Source organism: Stenotrophomonas sp. GW821-FHT09E08 (assembly GCF_059416125.1).
This window is the reverse complement of record NZ_JBWKOO010000021.1, coordinates 1-17,422: the sequence shown is the minus strand read 5'-3', so window position 1 is coordinate 17,422 and position 17,422 is coordinate 1. Positions and strand designations below refer to the sequence as shown.

Sequence of the window (17,422 nt, the reverse complement as noted above, 5' to 3'; positions counted from 1 at the left end):
CTCCTCAGTGGCCGTGCTCGGCTTCGCCCTTGGCCAGTTCGGCCTTGAGCAGGAAGGCGTTGCTGCCAACGATGCGCTCGCTGCCGGTCAGCCCACCGAGGATCTCGATGCGGTCACCGGCACGGCGTCCGGCCAGGACCGGCTGCGCCTTGAAGCCGCCTTCGACGGCGATGAACACCGCACTGCTGCCATCGACGTTCTGCACCGCATCGGCCGGCACGCTGAGCGAACCGTCCTGGCCTTCGGTGACCACCACGGCGGATACCGCTGAACCGGCCGGCGGCAAGGAGGCGTCCACCGGCGTGGCACGGATCACTGCTACGCCGCCCTGCTGGCGGACATCGGCGGCCGAACCGGTGACGGTGGCGGTGAAGCTGCCACCCGGCACGCTCACTTCCAGCTTCATGCCGGGCGTGACCTGCGCGGCCAGCGCCGGCGGCGCGGTGAACACCAGTTCGTTCATGCTCGGATCGGCGACGTCGGCCACGGCACTACCGGCGGCGACCACGCCGCCCGGGGTGACCTGCACGTTGCCGACGATGCCGGCCACCGGACTGGTGATGCGCACGCGGCCACTGGCATCGGGCGCACCGTTGGCGGCGGCCTGGGCCTGCGCGGCAGCCGCCTGCGCCTGGGCCGCCAGCGAACGTGCGCGTGAGGCTTCCAGCTCCTGGCGCGCAACCACACCCTGGTCGACCAGCGCCTTGTCGCGGCCGTAGGCCAGGCGTGCGGCCTCGGCTTCGGCCGATGCGGCCAGCGCATTGGCGCGGAACACTGCCGCCTCGCCACTGACCACGATGGCCAGCGCCTGGTTCTTCTTCACTGCCGTGCCCGGTGCCACCAGCACGCGCTCGACCCGGCCGGTCACCGTGGAGGCAACCGAGGCGCGTGCGCCCACCGATGGTTCGACCCGGCCGGACAGGCGCGTGGAGCCACCACCACCACGGCCGATGGCGACCACCTCGATACCGGACGCCTTGATCTGTTCCGGGGTCAGCTGCACCACGCCTTCATCGGCGTCGGCGGGAGCCTTGGCGGTTTCGGCCTTGGCTTCCTTGCTGTCGGCAGCATGGCCGTGGCCATCGTCGGTGCCGGCCTTGGCGGTGGTCGCATCGGCCGTTTCCGGCGTCTGCGCGTTGCCGGCGCAGCCGGCCAGGAACACGGCCAGCAGGACACCGCCGATCAGCGGAAAAGTACGAGAGAGAGTCATGGGGCCTCCACAAAGGGGGCGCGTCCTTCAAGGCGCGCAAGATCGATTTCGGCGCCGACGCGCGAGAGGCGCGCGTCTACGGCGGTGCCGCGGGCGGCGATGAGGGCGCTGCGGGTGCTGCGCAGTTCCAGCTGCGAGATGCGTCCTGCGTCGAAGCCGACCCGGGCAAGCCGATAGGCCTCCTCGGCGGCGACCACGCTTTCGTCGGAGGCACGGGTGCGGCTGCCGGCCGCCTTCAATCCGGCCACGGCGGAGAGGCGCGCGGCCTCGCTGTCGCGGCGTTGCTGGTCCAGACGGGCTTCGGCCGCGCGCTGGTCGGCATTGGCGGCGCGGATGCCACCGCGGTTGCGGTCGAACAGCGGGATGCTGAGGCTGACGCCGAGGTTGTAGGCGCGCTCGCCGCCTTCGCGGAAGCGTGTCTGTGCGGCAGTGACGCTGAGGTCGGGCAGGGCGCGCTTGCGCTCAACGTCGACAAGCTTGCCTGCTGCATCGGCTTCGGCCTCGGCGATGCGCACCGCCAGCGCAGCATCGGTGGTGCCACGCGGCAGCGGCGGAGCACGGTCGAGCAGGCTGTCGTTGATCGACTGCACCGGTGCATCCAGCAGCGCGGCACCTGCCAGGCGGGCCAGCGCGGCGTCGCGGAACGCCTGCGCCTCATCCAGCGCGGCGCTGGCGTTGGCCACTTCGCTCTGCGCCTGCACCGCGCGCAACTGCGGTTCGCGGCCCTGCTTGACCATCGCATTGACCGCGTTGGCGTCGTCGCGGGTGAGCGTCAGCGCTTCTTCGGCCAGGCTGTAGCGGCGCAGTGCACTTTCCGCCTGTGCATAGACCACCGCCAACTGGCTGGCCACATCGCTGCGGCTTTGGGCGCCACGCAGGTTGGCCGCCTGTGCCTCGGCGCGGGCGGCACGGACGCGCGCGCCACGCTGGCCCCATACCTCCAGGGGCTGAGACAGGGTGAGCACGGTGTCGGCCTTGCCCATGCCGCCATAGGAGCCGGTGCCCCACGCGTTCTCGGCGGAGTAGGAGAGGGAAGGATTGGGCAACGCACGGGCCTGGTCGGCACGGGCGTCGGCGGCTTCGGCCAGCGCCGCGCCGACACGGGTGCCGGGCAGCTGGTCGAGGCGTTCAAGCAGGGTGTCGTAGGAAGGGGCGGCTTGCGCCATCACCGATGCCGCCGGGGCGAGGCCCAGCAACACAGCGACGACCAGCCCGGCCGCGCGCGGCGACCGAGGTGTCAGGATCGACATAGGGGGATTCCGGTTGTGAGTGAAACGGGAGCCCGCGATTGCGGGACGCGCTCAACTCACGCCCGGGGGGGACGCGTCAATTCATCCTGGGCGACCGCATAGGTCGCCACGTCGCTGGCATTCATCCAGCGCGCCGGCAGCGGCGTACCGAAGGCGGCGAAATCGTTCGCTGGCAGGCTCAGCGTGGAGTGGTGGCAGTGGTTATGCGTGCAGGCACCGGTGTGCTTGCTGTCGCTGTCACCGCCTGCGTCGTCCGCGAGGGATTCGACATGGGCGCTGCTGGCATGCGGTTCCACCGCACACACCAGTGCGTCGGCCACCGGCACGACCACGAATGCCGCCATCAGCAGCATCATCAGGTACGTACGCAGTTGGCGGGTGATCCGGCGCATGGAGGGGAGGCTAGCAAGCGGTTTTCGCCGGATACAATATCAATGGCCACCTCGGGAATTCGTCGGAACCTCCCGTTCAGGTGGGCCGGGCGTGGGGTCGGATCCCGTTCCTCTGAAACGGGCTCTGACCCCGGCACATTGCTGCCGGCCAGCGGCCGGCACTACCGGTCTGCAGGCAGCTTCGCGATCACCTTGATCTCGAACTGGAACCCATACAGCCAGGTCACGCCGACTGCCCTGGTAGGTGTCGACCTTGGTCGACACCCTTTTCGGCCTCCGACACATTGGCGGCCAGCGGCCGGCACTACCGGTCTGCAGGCAGCTTCGCGATCACCTTGATCTCGAACTGGAAACCGTACAGCCAGTTCACGCCGATGCCGGTCAGGGTCGGGTGCGGCGCCTCGCCCCAATACTCGGGCACGATCGCCCATGCCTTCTCGAAGTTGGTTTCCGGATCGACCAGGAACACGGTCACGTCGACCACGTCATCGAACGTGCAGCCGGCGGCAGCCAACACCGCGTTGAGGTTGTCGAAGGCGCGGCGCACCTGCGCTTCGAAGTCCGGCTCGGGCGAGCCGTCCTCGCGGCTACCCACCTGGCCGGAGACGAACAGGAAGCCGTTGGATCGGATCGCCGGCGAGTAGCGGTTGCGCTCGTACAGGGCCTGGCGGCCGGCGGGGAAAACGACATCACGCTGTGACATGGAGAAGATCCCGTGGGAGAGGATGCCATCCTCCGCGCCAGCGCTGTCTGGATAAACGGCGATGATCGGCCTAGATTGATTGTCAATTCCAAACAATCATGACCCACCATGGACCGCTTCGAGGCGATGCGGGCGTTTGCCCGGGTAGTGGAAACCGGCAGCTTCACCCGTGCCGCGCATACCCTGCAGGTCAGCCGCACCACGGTCACCCAGCTGGTGCAGCAGCTGGAGGCGCATCTGCGGCTGCGCCTGCTCAACCGCACCACGCGCCGGGTCAGCGTCACCGCCGATGGCGCGGCCTACTACCCGCGCATCGCTCGCCTGCTGGCCGAGCTGGAAGAGGTGGAGGGCGGGCTGGGCGATGCCGCCACGCGGCCGCGTGGGCGCCTGCGCGTGGACGTGCCTGGACCCTACGCGCGGCTGCGGCTGGTGCCGGCGCTGCCGGACTTCCAGGCACGCTACCCGGAGATCCAGCTGGACATCGGCGTGAGTGACCGCGAGGTGGATGTCATCGCCGACAACGTCGATTGCGTGATTCGTGGTGGCACGCCGGCCGATCCGGCGCTGGTGGCGCGGCCGTTGGCTGCACTGCCGATCGGTTTTCATGCCAGCCCCGGCTACGTGCAGCGCTTCGGGCTGCCAACCGATCCGCGCGCGCTGGAAGGCCCGGATCACCACATGGTCGGTTTCCTCAGCCCGCGCAGTGGCCGCGCCCGGGTGTTCAACGCCCAGCGTGGCGATGAGCGCATCGAGGTGCAGGGCCGCTACACGGTCGGTTTCGACGACGGCAATGCGTATCTGGCGGCTGCATTGGCAGGGCTGGGCGTGGTCGCGCTGCCCAGCTACATGGCCGATCCGCACGTGGCGCGTGGCGAGTTGATGCCGGTGTTGCAGGACTGGCAGCTGCCGCCGATGCCGATGCACGTGATGTTCCCGCCGAACCGGCACATGAGCCAGCGGATCCGGGTGTTCATCGATTGGGTGGTGGAGGTATTGGGGTGAAATCCGCTTATCTGTAGAGCCGAGCCCACGCTCGGCTGCTTCTGGCTGCAACGTTCAGGGCCCGCGCTTCGCGCGTGAGCCGAGCGCGGGCTCGGCTCTTTAGGGGGCTTCCTGCTGCAGGCATGCGAAAATCATCACGGCACGCAACAGGAAACATCGCTACTCATGAGTCGCATCGTCGCACTGGATACCGAAACCACCGGCATCTCCCACCGCCTGGGGCACCGGGTCATCGAAATCGGTGCCGTCGAACTGATCGATGGCCAGCTGACCGGTCGTCAGTTCCACACCTATCTGCAGCCGCAGCGCAAGGTGGACTGGGGCGCGCAGCGCGTGCACGGCATCAGCGACGCAATGCTGGTGGGCAAGCCGCTGTTCTCCAGCAAGGCCGCCGAACTGCTGGATTTCCTGCGCGGCAGCGAGATGGTCGCGCACAACGCCACCTTCGATGTGGGCTTCCTGGACAACGAGCTGCGCCTGGCCGGCATCTCCGCCAGTCTGGCCCAGCATTGCCGCATTACCTGCAGCCTGAAGCTGGCGCGTAGTCGTTGGCCCGGCATGCCCAACAAGCTGGACGACCTGCTTGTGCGCCTGCGCATCCCAAACAACCGGGGCCTGCATGGCGCGTTGAAGGACGCGCACCTGCTTGCCCAGGTGGTTCCGCACCTGCGCTGAGCCGGCCCGGCCCGGCTTTACAGGGGGAGCGGCCGTCGCGTCCAGCCCCAGCCTGTGGGTAACTTGCGCAAGTGCTTGAACCCGTGCATAATGCGCGGCTCGCTGTGTCCGGTTTTCTACCGGGCGGCGCCCCCGGGAGCACGTCCCCGGCCGCCCAACGCCAGCGTAACCCTTTGATTCTCTTGACGTGTGGTGGGCAACCATCGAGGCCGCCGTCCCCCGGGCTACGGGGAGACACAACTTACTATCGAGGTGCGCCATGTCCCGCGTATGCCAGGTTTCCGGCAAGCGAGTGCAGACGGGTAACAACGTCTCGCACGCCAACAACAAGACCCGTCGTCGTTTCCTGCCGAATCTGCACGAGCGCCGCTTCTGGGTTGCCAGCGAAAACCGCTGGGTGAAGCTTCGTGTTTCCGCGCATGCACTGCGCACCATCGACAAGAACGGTATCGATTCCGTTCTGGCTGAGCTGCGTGCGCGCGGCGAAAAGGTCTGAGGAGTAGACGATCATGGCAGGCAAGCGCGATAAGGTCCGTATGATTTCGACCGCTGGTACCGGTCACTTCTACACGACCGACAAGAACAAGAAGAACACCCCGGGGAAGATGGAATTTTCCAAGTACGATCCGGTCGTGCGCAAGCACGTCCCGTACAAGGAAGGCAAGATCAAGTAATCCGCAAGGATTGCTGATCGCCTCCGAAGAAACCCGCCCTCGTGGCGGGTTTTTTCATGCCCGGTGTTCCTGTGGTGGGTGCCGACCGTTGGTCGGCACGCTCTTCCAACACACGGTAGGTGCCAACCTTGGTTGGCACGTTGGCGGAAGGCTGGGCAGAATGACCCATCACCTCCCGACGGGCGACGCGATGCTGTTCGAGTGGCTGCTGGGTTCCTACCTGCTGTTGATCGACTGGCTCATCCGGCTGGTCGCGCTGTGCTGGATCCCCACCCGCACCACGCCGGGTGCGGCGCGCAGCTGGCTGCTGCTGGTCGGCTTCGTGCCGCTGCTGGGCCTGCCGCTGTACCTGCTGTTCGGCCACCCGTGGCTGTCGCGCGAGCGCATCCGCCGCCAGGCCGAGGCCTCGCAGGTCATCCGCGAGGAACAGGCGCTGCAGCATCGCCTGCGCTGGACGCCGCGGCCGGATACCGCCTGTGCCGAGATCGTACCGCTGGTGCAGCGCCAGGGCGACTTCATGCCGGTGCACGGCAACGCGGTCGACCTGCTGACCGACTACGACGAATCACTGCACACGCTGATCGCAGACATCGACCAGGCTGAAGACCGCGTGCACCTGCTGTACTACCTGATGTTTGACGACGCGGTGGGCGAGGCGGTGGTCGAGGCACTGCAGCGTGCCGCAGCACGTGGCGTGCAATGCCGCGTGCTGCTCGACGCGGTGGGTGCCAAGCGCGGTCTGCGCGCCTATCGCAAGCGCCTGGAAGCGCGTGACATCGAGGTGCGCGCGATGCTGCCCGGCGGCCTGCGCTGGCGGCGCAGCGGGCGCATGGACCTGCGCAACCACCGCAAGATCGCGGTGATCGACAACGAAGTGGCCTACGTCGGTTCGCAGAACCTGGCCGGCCCCGGGTTCGTACCCGGCCACCCGAACCGCGAGCTGGTGGCGCGCGTGCGCGGCCCGGCGGTGGCGCATCTGGAAGCCGTGTTCGCCAGCGACTGGTACATGGAAACCGGCCAGCGCCTGGACGTGATCGCCGATGTGCCCGAATGCAGCGACGACATCGCCACCCAGCTGCTGCCCAGCGGCCCGGCATACCCGTACAGCAACGCGCGTGATGCGGTGGCCGCGCTGATCCACCTGGCGCGGCGCCGGCTGGTGATGGTCACGCCGTACTTCGTGCCCGACGAAGCCACGCTGAGCGCACTGCGCATCGCCGCATTGTCCGGCGTGCAGGTGCAGCTGATCCTCTCGGCCAGCAACAACCAGCGGCTGACCTCATGGGCGCAGGAGGCGTACTACGACGAACTGCTGCGCTGTGGCGTGCGCATCGCCCTGTACGAACCACAGTTCCTGCACGCCAAGCACATGAGCGTGGACGAGGACATCGCCGTGCTCGGCTCGATCAACATGGATATCCGCTCGTTCGCGCTGAACGCCGAAATCGGCCTGATCTGCTACGACCGCGCGCTGGTGCAGCAGCTGTGCGAGATCGAGGACAGCTACCTGCGTGAATCGCGGCAGCTGGATCTGCAGCAATGGCGCAGTCGCCCCACGTGGCGGCGCAGCCGCGAAGGTATCGCACGGCTGGCCGATGCGTTGATGTAAGGCAATGCCGGCCGCCCATTTCGGCAATCCGGCCTGTCATCGCCGATGGCCTACAATCGGCACATGACTGATTCACCGCGTAATGGCGAACTGGACCTGGCAATCATCGGTGGTGGTGCGGCCGGGGTGCTGGTGGCGATCCAGGTATTGCGCCAGGCCCACGCGCCGCTGGCGCTGGCCATTATCGAACCGGCCTCGCAGCTGGCCCAGGGCATCGCCTATGCCACGCCATGGCCGGAGCATCTGCTGAACGTGCCGGCGGCGAAGATGAGTGCATTTGCCGACCAGCCCGGTGATTTCCTCGATTACCTGATGGCTGCCAACGCCTACCCGGGCGAGGCGCGCGAGGTGCTGGGCGAGCGCTATGTGTGCCGCCACTTCTTTGCCGCCTACCTGCAGCAGCGGCTGCAGGAAGCTGCCGCAGCCAGCCCCGCGCAGCTGCAGGTGATCGCGCAGCCGGTGCTGGGCCTGCAGCCGGATGACCATGGTTACCGGCTGCAGCTGGGTGATGGCGCTGCGCTGCACGCCGCGCAGGCGGTACTGGCCCTCGGCAACAGCATGCGCCCGCTGCCGGTGGCCGGTGCCGAGGCGTTGCCCGCCGATGACGTGATCGAGGCCTGGGACTACGACGGCGTACGCACCCTGGCCGGCGAGCAGACTGTCGCCATTGTCGGGTCCGGCCTGAGCATGGCCGACACCGTGCTGGCGCTGGTCGCTGCCGGCCACACTGGTCCGCTGCATGTGATCTCGCGCCATGGCCTGCTGCCGTTGCCGCATGCGCACGGGGGTCTGCCCACGTTTGATCCGGCTTTACTGCTGCCGATGAACCTGCGCCAGCGCATGCGCGCGTTGCGCGGGTTCGCACGCCAGGCACAGACCGACGGTCTGCCGTGGCAGGGCGTGATGGACCGCATCCGTCCGCACGGGCAGGCGCTGTGGTGCAGCCTCGATGAGGCCGACCAGCGTCGCTTCCTGCGCCATGTGGTGCGCTATTGGGACGTGCATCGCCACCGCATCGCCGAAGAAGTGGATGCGCAGCTGCAGGCGCTACAGGACAGCGGCCAGCTGCGTATCCACCGGTCCCGCCTGCAACGCGTCTGGCGCGACGGCGATGCGCTGCAGCTGTCCGGCCGCGATGCCTCGGGCAATGAACAACAGTGGACGATCAGCGGGGTGATCAACGCCACCGGCGTGGAGACCCGCGCCAGCGCACTGCGCAATCCGTTGCTGCAGCAGCTGCAGGCCGATGGACTGGCACGCCCCGGACCGCATGGGCTGGGCCTGGACAGCACGGTCCCGGGCGACCGCCTGCGTGCCGCCGGTGGCCAGCCGCAGGCACGGCTGGGCGTGCTCGGCAGCCTGCGCATCGGCAGCCTGTGGGAAAGCCTGGCGGTGCCTGAACTGCGTCAGCAGGCACACGCACTTGCAACCCAGGTGGTCGCAGGAGCCGCGACGGCGATGCCGTAAAATGGGGGCATGGATGTCTCCCACCTGCTTGATGGCCTGAACCCGGCCCAGCGCGAAGCCGTCTCCGCTCCCCCCGGCCACCACCTGGTGCTGGCCGGTGCCGGTTCCGGCAAGACCCGCGTACTTACCCACCGCATCGCCTGGCTGCATGAAGTCGATGGCGTGCCGACCCACGGCATCTTCGCGGTGACCTTCACCAACAAGGCGGCCGGCGAAATGCGCCACCGCATCGACGCACAGTTGCCCAACGGCAGCCGCGGCATGTGGATCGGCACCTTCCACGGCCTGGCCAACCGCCTGCTGCGCCTGCACTGGCAGGACGCGAAGCTGCCGGAAGGCTTCCAGGTGATGGATTCGGACGACCAGCTGCGGCTGGTCAAGCGCGTGGTGCAGGCGCTGGAACTGGATGACGGCAAGTACCCGGCCAAGCAGATCGCGTGGTGGATCAACGCGCAGAAGGACGAAGGCCGCCGCCCACAGCACATCCAGCCGGAACCGCACGATGCGTGGCTGGAAACCATGCGTCAGGCCTACATCGAGTACCAGGCGCGTTGCGACCGCGCCGGCCTGGTCGACTTCGCCGAACTACTGCTGCGCGCGCACGAACTGCTGCGTGACAACCCGGCGTTGCTGTCGCACTACCGCGCGCGCTTCCGCGAGATCCTGGTGGACGAGTTCCAGGACACCAACGCCATCCAGTACGCCTTCGTGCGCGTGCTGGCCGGCGATTCCGGCCACGTGTTCGTGGTCGGCGACGATGACCAGGCCATCTACGGCTGGCGCGGTGCCAAGGTCGAGAACGTGCAGGGCTTCCTGCGCGATTTCCCAGGCGCGCAGACCATCCGCCTGGAACAGAACTACCGCTCCACCGCCAACATCCTAGGCGCCGCCAACGCGGTGATCGCGCACAACCCGGACCGCATCGGCAAGGAACTGTGGACCGACAGCGGCGACGGCGAGCCGATCGACCTGTACGCGGCGTACAACGAGATGGACGAAGCGCGCTACATCGTCGAGCGTGCCCGCCAGTGGGTGCGCGATGGTGGCAGCTACACCGAAGTGGCCGTGCTCTACCGCAGCAACGCGCAGTCGCGCGCGCTGGAAGAAGCACTGCTGAGCGAGCAGGTGCCGTACCGCGTGTATGGCGGCATGCGCTTCTTCGAGCGTGCCGAAATCAAGGACGCGCTGGCCTACCTGCGCCTGCTGTCCAACCGCAACGATGACGCCGCCTTCGAACGCGCGGTCAACACGCCCACCCGTGGCATCGGCGACCGTACGCTGGACGAAGTGCGCCGCGAGGCGCGCGCGCAGGGTATCTCGCTGTGGGAAGCGACCATGCTGGTCACCCAGGGCAGCGCGCTGGCCGCACGCGCGCGCAACGCGCTGGCCGGCTTCCTGGTGCTGGTCAACGAGCTGCAGGCGCAGACCCTGCACATGACCTTGGCCGAGCGCGTGGACCACGTGCTGGCCCGCTCGCAGCTGCGCGAGCACTGGAGCAAGGAAAGCCGCAACGCGCTGGATTCGGAATCGCGCACCGACAACCTCGACGAACTGGTGTCGGTGGCCTCGCGCTTCGTGCGCCGTGCCGACGACATCGAGGAAGTGGGCGAGGACATGGACGAGCTGGTCGCGTTCCTGGCCTATGCCGCGCTGGAGGCCGGTGAGGGCCAGGCGCAGGCCGGCGAGGAAGGCGTGCAGCTGATGACCCTGCACTCGGCCAAGGGCCTGGAATTCCCGCTGGTGTTCCTGGCCGGCCTGGAAGAAGGCCTGTTCCCCAGCGCACGTTCGCTGGAGGAAAGCGGGCGGCTGGAAGAAGAGCGCCGCCTGGCCTACGTGGGCATCACCCGCGCGCGCCAGAAGCTGGTGCTGAGCTACGCCGAGTCGCGCCGCATCCACGGCCAGGACAACTACAGCCTGCCGTCGCGCTTCCTGCGCGAGATCCCGCGCGAGCTGCTGCACGAAGTGCGCCCGAAGGTGCAGGTCTCGCGGCCGGCCTCGATGGGCGCGAGCCGGGTAATGGGCCATGCCTCGATCGAGGCGCCGCCGCTGAAGCTCGGCGCGTTGGTCACCCATCCCAAGTTCGGCGAAGGCATGGTGACCGACTATGAAGGCAACGGCGCCCACGCCCGCGTGCAGGTCGAGTTCGCCGACGCCGGCAGCAAGTGGCTGGTGATGGCCTACGCCAACCTGACGGTGATCTGATCACTGCCGGGGTCGGATCCCTCCCGCGGGGAGGGCTCTGACGCCATTGCGGGAAAACCCAGCCGAGCATGGGCTCGGCTCTACAGCAATCGCGGCCTCCGTTGGAAAAGGGATCCGACCCCGATACGCTGCGCTCATGACCCGCAACGTGCTCTTCCTCTGCAGTCAGAACCGCCTGCGCAGCCCGACGGCCGAGCAGGTGTTTGCCGATTGGCCGGGCATCGAAACAGCCTCGGCCGGGCTGCTGGCCGACGCCGAGGAAGTGCTCAGCCCCGAGCTGCTGCAGTGGGCCGACCTGGTGTTCGTGATGGAGAAGACCCACCGCAATCGGCTGTCCAGCCGCTATAAGGCAGGGCTGAAGGGCAAGCGGGTGATCTGCCTGGATATCCCGGATGACTACGACTACATGGACCCGGTGCTGGTGGAGTTGCTCAAGCGCAAGGTGGCGCCGTTCCTGCGTTGACGGGCTGTTGTGGAGCCGAGCCAATGCTCGGCTGCTTCTGGTGGGAAAGAGCAGCCGGGCATGGGCTCGGCTCTACAATAGGCGGCACTTCTTCCAGGAACGCCCCGATGACCGAACCCACGCTGCACGTCACCGTGAAGTTGAACGCCAAGCTGCAGCCCGAGCATCGCCATGAGCTGTTCGAAGATCCGCTTGACGCGCTGCTGCAGGCGGCCGAGGTCGGCGGGATCACTGGCGGTGGCACCGCGATGTCCGACGAGGGCGAGGTCGAATACGGCGACATCGAAGTGGCGCTGGTGGACGCTGCGGGCGTGCCGAAGCTGATCGACCTGCTGGAGCAGCTGGGCGCGCCGAAGGGCTCGCAGCTGCAGGGTGCGGGTGAGGCTGATCGCAGCTTCGGCGTGACCGAGGGCCTGGGCATTTACCTGGATGGCCTGACCCTGCCGGACGAGGTCTACGAGCAGTGCGATTCCAACCACGTGTTTGAGCAGCTGTCCGAGCGCATCGATGGCCTCGGCGAGATCTGCAGCTGGTGGCAGGGCCCGACGGAGACCGCGCTGTACATGTACGGCGAATCGTTCGAGGCGATGCGTGATGCGATCGCTGAATTCGTCGGCAGTTATCCGTTGTGCCAGAACGCGCGCGTGGTGCAGATCGCCTGAGGGCAGGCTTGATGTAGAGCCGAAGGTAGCGGCAGGAGCCGCTGCCAACGTCTCCTGCGACGGCCCGTGGGGTAACGGTCAGGACGACCGGCATAGCCCATGCTCGGCTCTACAGAAGAGGGGCGTGTTATTTGCCCGCTGCTTGGCGGGCATTGTCACGCAAGGCCATATCCTTGCCGACCTGGTAGCCGCCGAAAAGCACCGCCAAGGCGACGATCACGGCGACCAGGATGGATTTCTGTGAACTCCAGACGGGCGGCTTGTTGTCCTGCATGTCGGACGTCCTTGGGCGCGGCGGTGCGCCGCACACCAAGCTTGCGCTGCAGTGTCCGGGTACGCAAGCCGGCGGTGCGCACAGGCCGCTGCGCGGCGCCGGATTGATCCTGCTCAAGGCGCGGCCTGCACATCCGGTGTGCAATGGTGTTGTTCCCATCTGGCAGATCGTTACGGAGCCCCACCATGTACAAGCGCATCCTGATTGCCACCGACGGATCCGAGCTGGCCGACAAGGGCCTGGCCAAGGGCCTGGAGCTGGCCAAGGACCTCAATGCCGAGGTCGATATCGTGACCGTTTCCGAGCCGTGGGCCGTCGGTATGTACGACGCCATGGGCTGGAGCGTGGGCTACATGAACAGCCCCGAGTACAAGGCCGACCGCGAGGAAGGCGCACAGAAGGTGCTGCAGCCGGCGCTGGCCAAGGCGGCCGAGCAGGGCATCACCGCCAACCCGGTGCACGTATTGGACCGCTACGCGGCTGACGGCATCATCGAGACGGCGGGTGAGCGCAACAGCGACCTGATCGTGATGACCTCGCATGGCCGCCGTGGCGTGACCCGTGTGCTGCTGGGCAGCCAGACCGCCGAAGTGCTGGCACGCAGCACGCTGCCGGTGCTGGTCATCCGCTGATACAAGCGTTCCCGGGGAGGGGACCCGACGCCGGCCGCAGGATGCGCGCCGGCGTCATCTTTTGTGGGCCGTGGCGATTGCCTTGTTGGGGTCGGATCCCTTTCCGCAGGAAAGGGCTCTGACCCCCCCGGCCACATCACCAGCTGTACAGCTTCCAGTACACCGGCGACACGCCGTCCTTGTCGTTGTCGAAACGGCCATCGCCGTTCTTGTCGTACATGTAGAACGGTGCGCCGCGCGACGGGGTCACCTTGACCATGCGCAGCTGGCCGGACACGCGGTATTCCTCGATGGTGTCGCCGTTGTCCATGGTGCGCTTGGAAATGTCCGCGCCCTTGACGTCCACCGGGGGAGCGCCGGCACCACCCATGCTGGCGCAGCCAGCAAGCAGGAGCACGGAAGCCAGCATCAGGGTCTTCATCGGCGGGGGCCTTTGCCTGGAAAGAGCCTTGATTATGCCCCATCGCCGGGGCTGTGCCGTGTCGTCGCAGTGCAGGCACGGGCGCGTAGAATCGACCCATGAGCAGATTAGTCCTGATCGACGGGTCCAGTTACCTGTACCGCGCGTTCCACGCGCTGCCGCCCCTGTCCAATGCACAGGGCGAACCCACCGGCGCGCTGTTCGGCGTGGTCAACATGCTGCGCTCGACGCTGAAGGAGCGCCCGGCCTACGTGGCGTTCGTGGTCGATGCGCCCGGCAAGACCTTCCGCGATGACCTGTACGAGCAGTACAAGGCCAACCGCCCGCCGATGCCCGACGAGCTGCGCAGCCAGGTTGAACCGATGTGCCGCATCGTTGAAGCGCTGGGCATCAGCATCCTGCGCATCCCCGGCGTGGAAGCCGACGATGTGATCGGCACGCTGGCCCTGCAGGGCGTGGCGCAGGACCTGAAGGTGACCATTTCCACCGGCGACAAGGACTTCGCCCAGCTGGTGCGGCCAGGCATCGAACTGGTCAACACCATGACCGGCAGCCGCATGGATTCCGATGCCGCGGTGATGGAGAAGTTCGGCGTGCGCGCCGACCAGATCGTCGATCTGCTGGCGTTGATGGGCGACACCGTCGACAACGTGCCGGGCGTGGAGAAGTGCGGGCCGAAGACCGCCGCCAAGTGGCTGGCCGAGTACCAGCACCTGGATGGGGTGATGGCGGCCGCGCCGACCATGAAGGGCAAGATCGGCGAGAACCTGCGCGCGGCGCTGGAGCGCCTGCCGCTGAACCGCGAACTGGTGACCATCCGCACCGACGTCGAGCTGGACGCCCGCCCGACCACGCTTGCCCTGCGCGAGCAGGACGTGCCGGAGCTGACCGAGCTGTATGCGCGCTATGGCTTCACCCAGGCGCTGAAGGAGCTGGGTGCGCCGCTGCCGGCGCCGACGGCCGCCAGCGAAGCAACGCCGAGCCTGCGTGGCACCGCCGCCGGGTTCGCCCGTGGCAGCGCCGAGGCACCGGCCGCCGGCACGCTGGATCCGGCCCTGGCAGCGCCGGGTGAATACGAGACCGTGCTGACCGCCGAGCAGCTGCAGGCCTGGGTCGAGCGCCTGCAGCAGGCGGACCTGATCAGTTTCGATACCGAAACCGATGCGCTGGACGCGATGCGTGCGCGCCTGGTGGGTATCAGCCTGGCGGTCGAGCCGGGCAAGGCCGCCTACATTCCGGTCGGCCACGATTACCCGGGTGCGCCGGCCCAGCTGCCGATGCAGCAGGTGCTGGATGCGCTGCGCCCGGTGCTGCAGGACCCGGCGAGGAAGAAGCTGGGCCAGCACGGCAAGTACGACCTGCATGTGCTGCGCCGCCACGGCGTGGACGTGCAGGGCTACCACGACGACACCATGCTCGAGAGCTTCGTGCTCAATTCCACCGCCACCCGCCACGACATGGATTCGCTGGCCCTGCGTTATCTGGGCTACAACACCATCAAGTTCGAGGACGTGGCCGGCAAGGGCGCCAAGCAGATTCCATTCTCGCAGGTGGGCATCGACGAAGCCAGCCGCTATGCGGCCGAGGACGCCGACATCACCCTGCGCCTGCACCGCGCGCTGCAACCGCAGTTGCTGGCCGAGCCGGCGCTGGACAGCGTGTACCGCGACATCGAGATGCCGCTGGTGCCGGTGCTGACGAGCATCGAAGCCAATGGCGTGCGGATCGATACCGTCGAGCTGCGCCGGCAGAGCCAGGACCTGTCCTCGCGCATGCTGGCCGCGCAGCAGAAGGCCACCGAACTGGCCGGGCGCAGCTTCAACCTGGATTCGCCCAAGCAGTTGCAGGCGGTGCTGTTCGATGAGCTGAAGCTTCCGGCGGTGGTGAAGACCCCGAAGGGCCAGCCCAGCACCAACGAAGAGGCACTGGAGGCGATTGCCGACCAGCACGAGCTGCCGCGGGTGATCCTGGAGTATCGCGGGCTGGCCAAGCTGCGCAGCACCTACACCGACAAGCTGCCGGAGATGGTCAACCCGGATACCGGCCGCGTGCATACCAGCTACCACCAGTCCGGTGCCGCTACCGGCCGCCTGTCCTCATCGGACCCGAACCTGCAGAACATCCCGATCCGCACCGAGGATGGCCGCCGTATCCGACGCGCATTCATCGCTCCGGAGGGCTTCCAGCTGCTGGCGGCCGACTACTCGCAGATCGAGTTGCGGATCATGGCTCACCTGTCCGAGGACCCGGGCCTGGTGCGTGCCTTCGAGCAGGGCGCCGACGTGCACCGTGCCACCGCTGCCGAGGTGTTCGGGCGTACGCTGGAGGAAGTGACCCCGAACGAGCGCCGCGCTGCCAAGGCGATCAACTTCGGCCTGATGTACGGCATGAGCGCCTTCGGCCTGGCCCGCAACCTGGGCATCGACCGTGGCCAGGCGCAGGATTACGTGGCGCTGTACTTCAGCCGCTACCCGGGCGTGCGAGACTTCATGGAGCGGATGCGGCAGCAGGCCCGGGACCAGGGCTATGTGGAGACCCTGTTTGGCCGCCGCCTGTACCTGAACGACATTCATGCACGTAACCAGGGCCTGCGCGCCGGTGCCGAGCGTGCCGCGATCAACGCACCGATGCAGGGCACCGCCGCCGACATCATCAAGCGCGCGATGGTGGACGTGGACCAGTGGCTGCGTGACAGCGGCGCGCCGGCAAGGATGATCCTGCAGGTGCACGATGAACTGGTGTTCGAAACCGAAAGCAGTTTCGTTGAAGAGTTGCGTTTGCAGGTGGTCGAGCGCATGTCGCAAGCGGCCAAACTGCGGGTGCCGCTGGTGGTCGATACCGGCATCGGCAACAACTGGGACGAAGCGCACTGAGGGTGTTTCAGGCCGAAAACGACGTGAATTCGTTCATTGGTCAGAGGTTTCTGACTCGATCATGAATGTTGCCCTGATGGAGGTTCATTAAATTGGGCCCCTTCACGAACCGTTAGTGTTCGGAGTGCTTCTATAACTCTCGACAGGCGCAACGCCTGTTGTGGATCTCTCCCATCCCCTGGAGCAGATCTCGGAACGGGGACTCCTCCCCAAGTGCCCGTTCCCCGGCCCCGTTGACCTCCCCCTGGTCAGCGGGGCTTTTTATTTGTGCCGTTGCCAGATGCCGTGGCCTGCGCCACGCTGGGCCACCGCTCCGCAGGGGAAGACAATGCCCGACCTGTTCGCACTGGCCATGCCGTGGTGGGAGTTCATCCTGCGCGCGGTGGTGGTCTATGTCGTGGTGCTGGGCATGGTCCGGCTCAGCGGCAAGCGCCCGCTGGGGCAGATCACCCCGTTCGACGTACTGCTGGTGGTGCTGCTGGGCAACGCGGTGCAGAACGCGCTGCTGGGTACCGATACCTCGCTGGGCGGCGGCCTGCTGCTGGCGGCGACCCTGATCCTGCTCAACTGCGGCGTAGGCTGGGTGAGTACCCGCAGCCGGCGGATCGAGCGCCTGGTTGAAGGAGAACCGGTGGTGATCGCACGCGATGGGCATCTGTTCGAAGCCGTTCTGCGCCGTGAGCAGGTCACCCGTGCCGATTTCGAGGCCGCCATGCGCCAGCAGGGCTGCCTGGGCGTGGAGGATGTGGAGCTGGCCCTGCTGGAGATCAACGGGCACATCACCATCATCCCCAGGAAGAGCACCTGACCCTGTAGCAACTGTCTTGTCAGGCGGAGGCCATCTGGGCCTCCGCATCCCTTTTGCGGGCGTTGAGGATCACCAGCATCTTGCGCATCACCGCGACCAAAGCCA

The 17,422-nt window shown here is 67.2% G+C and carries 18 protein-coding genes; 12 read left to right on the top strand and 6 right to left on the bottom strand.

Going from position 1 to position 17,422, the window contains the following annotated elements:
• Nucleotides 1-4: 4 nt before the first annotated feature.
• From AC07M7_RS19585 to AC07M7_RS19570, 4 genes are all read right to left on the bottom strand, one after another.
• Entirely contained in the window at nt 5-1,210 is a 1,206-nt protein-coding gene (locus AC07M7_RS19585; RefSeq protein WP_495208096.1) for an efflux RND transporter periplasmic adaptor subunit, read from the bottom strand.
• The gene (locus AC07M7_RS19580; protein WP_337302391.1) at nt 1,207-2,460 is read right to left on the bottom strand and encodes a TolC family protein; all 1,254 of its coding nucleotides are present in this window, start codon (nt 2,458-2,460) and stop codon (nt 1,207-1,209) included. Before AC07M7_RS19580 ends, AC07M7_RS19585 begins: the two co-directional genes overlap by 4 nt.
• A gap of 56 nt (nt 2,461-2,516) precedes the next feature.
• Nucleotides 2,517-2,852, bottom strand: a complete 336-nt coding sequence (locus AC07M7_RS19575) for a hypothetical protein (RefSeq protein WP_495208095.1) — start codon at nt 2,850-2,852, stop codon at nt 2,517-2,519.
• Between the two features lie 304 nt (nt 2,853-3,156).
• Nucleotides 3,157-3,555: a RidA family protein gene (locus AC07M7_RS19570; protein WP_495208094.1), complete on the bottom strand. Its 399-nt coding sequence runs from the start codon at nt 3,553-3,555 to the stop codon at nt 3,157-3,159.
• Between the two features lie 108 nt (nt 3,556-3,663).
• On the opposite strand from AC07M7_RS19570, the gene AC07M7_RS19565 reads away from it, so the two are divergent.
• From AC07M7_RS19565 to AC07M7_RS19525, 9 genes are all read left to right on the top strand, one after another.
• On the top strand, nt 3,664-4,557 hold the full coding sequence (locus AC07M7_RS19565) for a LysR family transcriptional regulator (RefSeq protein WP_495208093.1): 894 nt from the start codon (nt 3,664-3,666) through the stop codon (nt 4,555-4,557).
• Between the two features lie 165 nt (nt 4,558-4,722).
• Nucleotides 4,723-5,232, top strand: coding sequence for a DNA polymerase III subunit epsilon (gene dnaQ, locus AC07M7_RS19560; RefSeq protein ID WP_495208092.1), 510 nt, complete (start codon nt 4,723-4,725; stop codon nt 5,230-5,232).
• 259 nt (nt 5,233-5,491) lie between these two features.
• On the top strand, nt 5,492-5,728 hold the full coding sequence (gene rpmB / locus AC07M7_RS19555; protein ID WP_005411638.1) for a 50S ribosomal protein L28: 237 nt from the start codon (nt 5,492-5,494) through the stop codon (nt 5,726-5,728).
• A 10-nt stretch (nt 5,729-5,738) separates the two neighbouring features.
• The gene (rpmG, locus tag AC07M7_RS19550; protein WP_170272460.1) at nt 5,739-5,906 is read left to right on the top strand and encodes a 50S ribosomal protein L33; all 168 of its coding nucleotides are present in this window, start codon (nt 5,739-5,741) and stop codon (nt 5,904-5,906) included.
• Nucleotides 5,907-6,096: 190 nt separating this feature from the next.
• Nucleotides 6,097-7,515, top strand: a complete 1,419-nt coding sequence (gene cls / locus AC07M7_RS19545) for a cardiolipin synthase (RefSeq protein WP_430766699.1) — start codon at nt 6,097-6,099, stop codon at nt 7,513-7,515.
• 45 nt (nt 7,516-7,560) lie between these two features.
• Nucleotides 7,561-8,982 (top strand): FAD/NAD(P)-binding protein, encoded by a 1,422-nt coding sequence (locus AC07M7_RS19540; RefSeq protein WP_495208091.1) that lies wholly within the window; start codon nt 7,561-7,563, stop codon nt 8,980-8,982.
• Nucleotides 8,983-8,991: 9 nt separating this feature from the next.
• Nucleotides 8,992-11,184: a DNA helicase II gene (gene uvrD, locus AC07M7_RS19535; RefSeq protein WP_006402493.1), complete on the top strand. Its 2,193-nt coding sequence runs from the start codon at nt 8,992-8,994 to the stop codon at nt 11,182-11,184.
• 136 nt (nt 11,185-11,320) lie between these two features.
• Nucleotides 11,321-11,647 (top strand): low molecular weight protein tyrosine phosphatase family protein, encoded by a 327-nt coding sequence (locus tag AC07M7_RS19530; protein ID WP_046983454.1) that lies wholly within the window; start codon nt 11,321-11,323, stop codon nt 11,645-11,647.
• A gap of 107 nt (nt 11,648-11,754) precedes the next feature.
• On the top strand, nt 11,755-12,309 hold the full coding sequence (locus AC07M7_RS19525) for a hypothetical protein (RefSeq protein WP_046983455.1): 555 nt from the start codon (nt 11,755-11,757) through the stop codon (nt 12,307-12,309).
• Between the two features lie 127 nt (nt 12,310-12,436).
• On the opposite strand, the gene AC07M7_RS19520 is transcribed toward AC07M7_RS19525, so the two are convergent.
• On the bottom strand, nt 12,437-12,583 hold the full coding sequence (locus AC07M7_RS19520; protein ID WP_253078564.1) for a hypothetical protein: 147 nt from the start codon (nt 12,581-12,583) through the stop codon (nt 12,437-12,439).
• A 185-nt stretch (nt 12,584-12,768) separates the two neighbouring features.
• Between AC07M7_RS19520 and AC07M7_RS19515 the strand changes: the two genes are divergently transcribed.
• A complete protein-coding gene (locus tag AC07M7_RS19515) occupies nt 12,769-13,215 on the top strand; it encodes a universal stress protein (RefSeq protein ID WP_005411629.1) in 447 nt (148 codons plus the stop codon).
• A gap of 136 nt (nt 13,216-13,351) precedes the next feature.
• Here the strand turns inward: AC07M7_RS19515 and AC07M7_RS19510 are convergent, their stop codons facing one another.
• Nucleotides 13,352-13,636, bottom strand: coding sequence for a DUF2782 domain-containing protein (locus AC07M7_RS19510; RefSeq protein ID WP_046983456.1), 285 nt, complete (start codon nt 13,634-13,636; stop codon nt 13,352-13,354).
• 98 nt (nt 13,637-13,734) lie between these two features.
• On the opposite strand from AC07M7_RS19510, the gene polA reads away from it, so the two are divergent.
• Nucleotides 13,735-16,509, top strand: coding sequence for a DNA polymerase I (gene polA / locus AC07M7_RS19505; RefSeq protein ID WP_495208090.1), 2,775 nt, complete (start codon nt 13,735-13,737; stop codon nt 16,507-16,509).
• Nucleotides 16,510-16,837: 328 nt separating this feature from the next.
• Nucleotides 16,838-17,317, top strand: coding sequence for a DUF421 domain-containing protein (locus AC07M7_RS19500; RefSeq protein ID WP_495208089.1), 480 nt, complete (start codon nt 16,838-16,840; stop codon nt 17,315-17,317).
• The last annotated feature ends 105 nt before the right edge of the window (nt 17,318-17,422 follow it).

Coding starts and splice junctions, on each gene's coding strand:
- AC07M7_RS19585 (WP_495208096.1), bottom strand. CDS start 1,210: ATGACTCTCTCTCGTACTTTTCCGCTGATCGGCGGTGTCCTGCTGGCC.
- AC07M7_RS19580 (WP_337302391.1), bottom strand. CDS start 2,460: ATGTCGATCCTGACACCTCGGTCGCCGCGCGCGGCCGGGCTGGTCGTC.
- AC07M7_RS19575 (WP_495208095.1), bottom strand. CDS start 2,852: ATGCGCCGGATCACCCGCCAACTGCGTACGTACCTGATGATGCTGCTG.
- AC07M7_RS19570 (WP_495208094.1), bottom strand. CDS start 3,555: ATGTCACAGCGTGATGTCGTTTTCCCCGCCGGCCGCCAGGCCCTGTAC.
- AC07M7_RS19565 (WP_495208093.1), top strand. CDS start 3,664: ATGGACCGCTTCGAGGCGATGCGGGCGTTTGCCCGGGTAGTGGAAACC.
- dnaQ (WP_495208092.1), top strand. CDS start 4,723: ATGAGTCGCATCGTCGCACTGGATACCGAAACCACCGGCATCTCCCAC.
- rpmB (WP_005411638.1), top strand. CDS start 5,492: ATGTCCCGCGTATGCCAGGTTTCCGGCAAGCGAGTGCAGACGGGTAAC.
- cls (WP_430766699.1), top strand. CDS start 6,097: ATGCTGTTCGAGTGGCTGCTGGGTTCCTACCTGCTGTTGATCGACTGG.
- AC07M7_RS19540 (WP_495208091.1), top strand. CDS start 7,561: ATGGCCTACAATCGGCACATGACTGATTCACCGCGTAATGGCGAACTG.
- uvrD (WP_006402493.1), top strand. CDS start 8,992: ATGGATGTCTCCCACCTGCTTGATGGCCTGAACCCGGCCCAGCGCGAA.
- AC07M7_RS19530 (WP_046983454.1), top strand. CDS start 11,321: ATGACCCGCAACGTGCTCTTCCTCTGCAGTCAGAACCGCCTGCGCAGC.
- AC07M7_RS19525 (WP_046983455.1), top strand. CDS start 11,755: ATGACCGAACCCACGCTGCACGTCACCGTGAAGTTGAACGCCAAGCTG.
- AC07M7_RS19520 (WP_253078564.1), bottom strand. CDS start 12,583: ATGCAGGACAACAAGCCGCCCGTCTGGAGTTCACAGAAATCCATCCTG.
- AC07M7_RS19515 (WP_005411629.1), top strand. CDS start 12,769: ATGTACAAGCGCATCCTGATTGCCACCGACGGATCCGAGCTGGCCGAC.
- AC07M7_RS19510 (WP_046983456.1), bottom strand. CDS start 13,636: ATGAAGACCCTGATGCTGGCTTCCGTGCTCCTGCTTGCTGGCTGCGCC.
- polA (WP_495208090.1), top strand. CDS start 13,735: ATGAGCAGATTAGTCCTGATCGACGGGTCCAGTTACCTGTACCGCGCG.
- AC07M7_RS19500 (WP_495208089.1), top strand. CDS start 16,838: ATGCCCGACCTGTTCGCACTGGCCATGCCGTGGTGGGAGTTCATCCTG.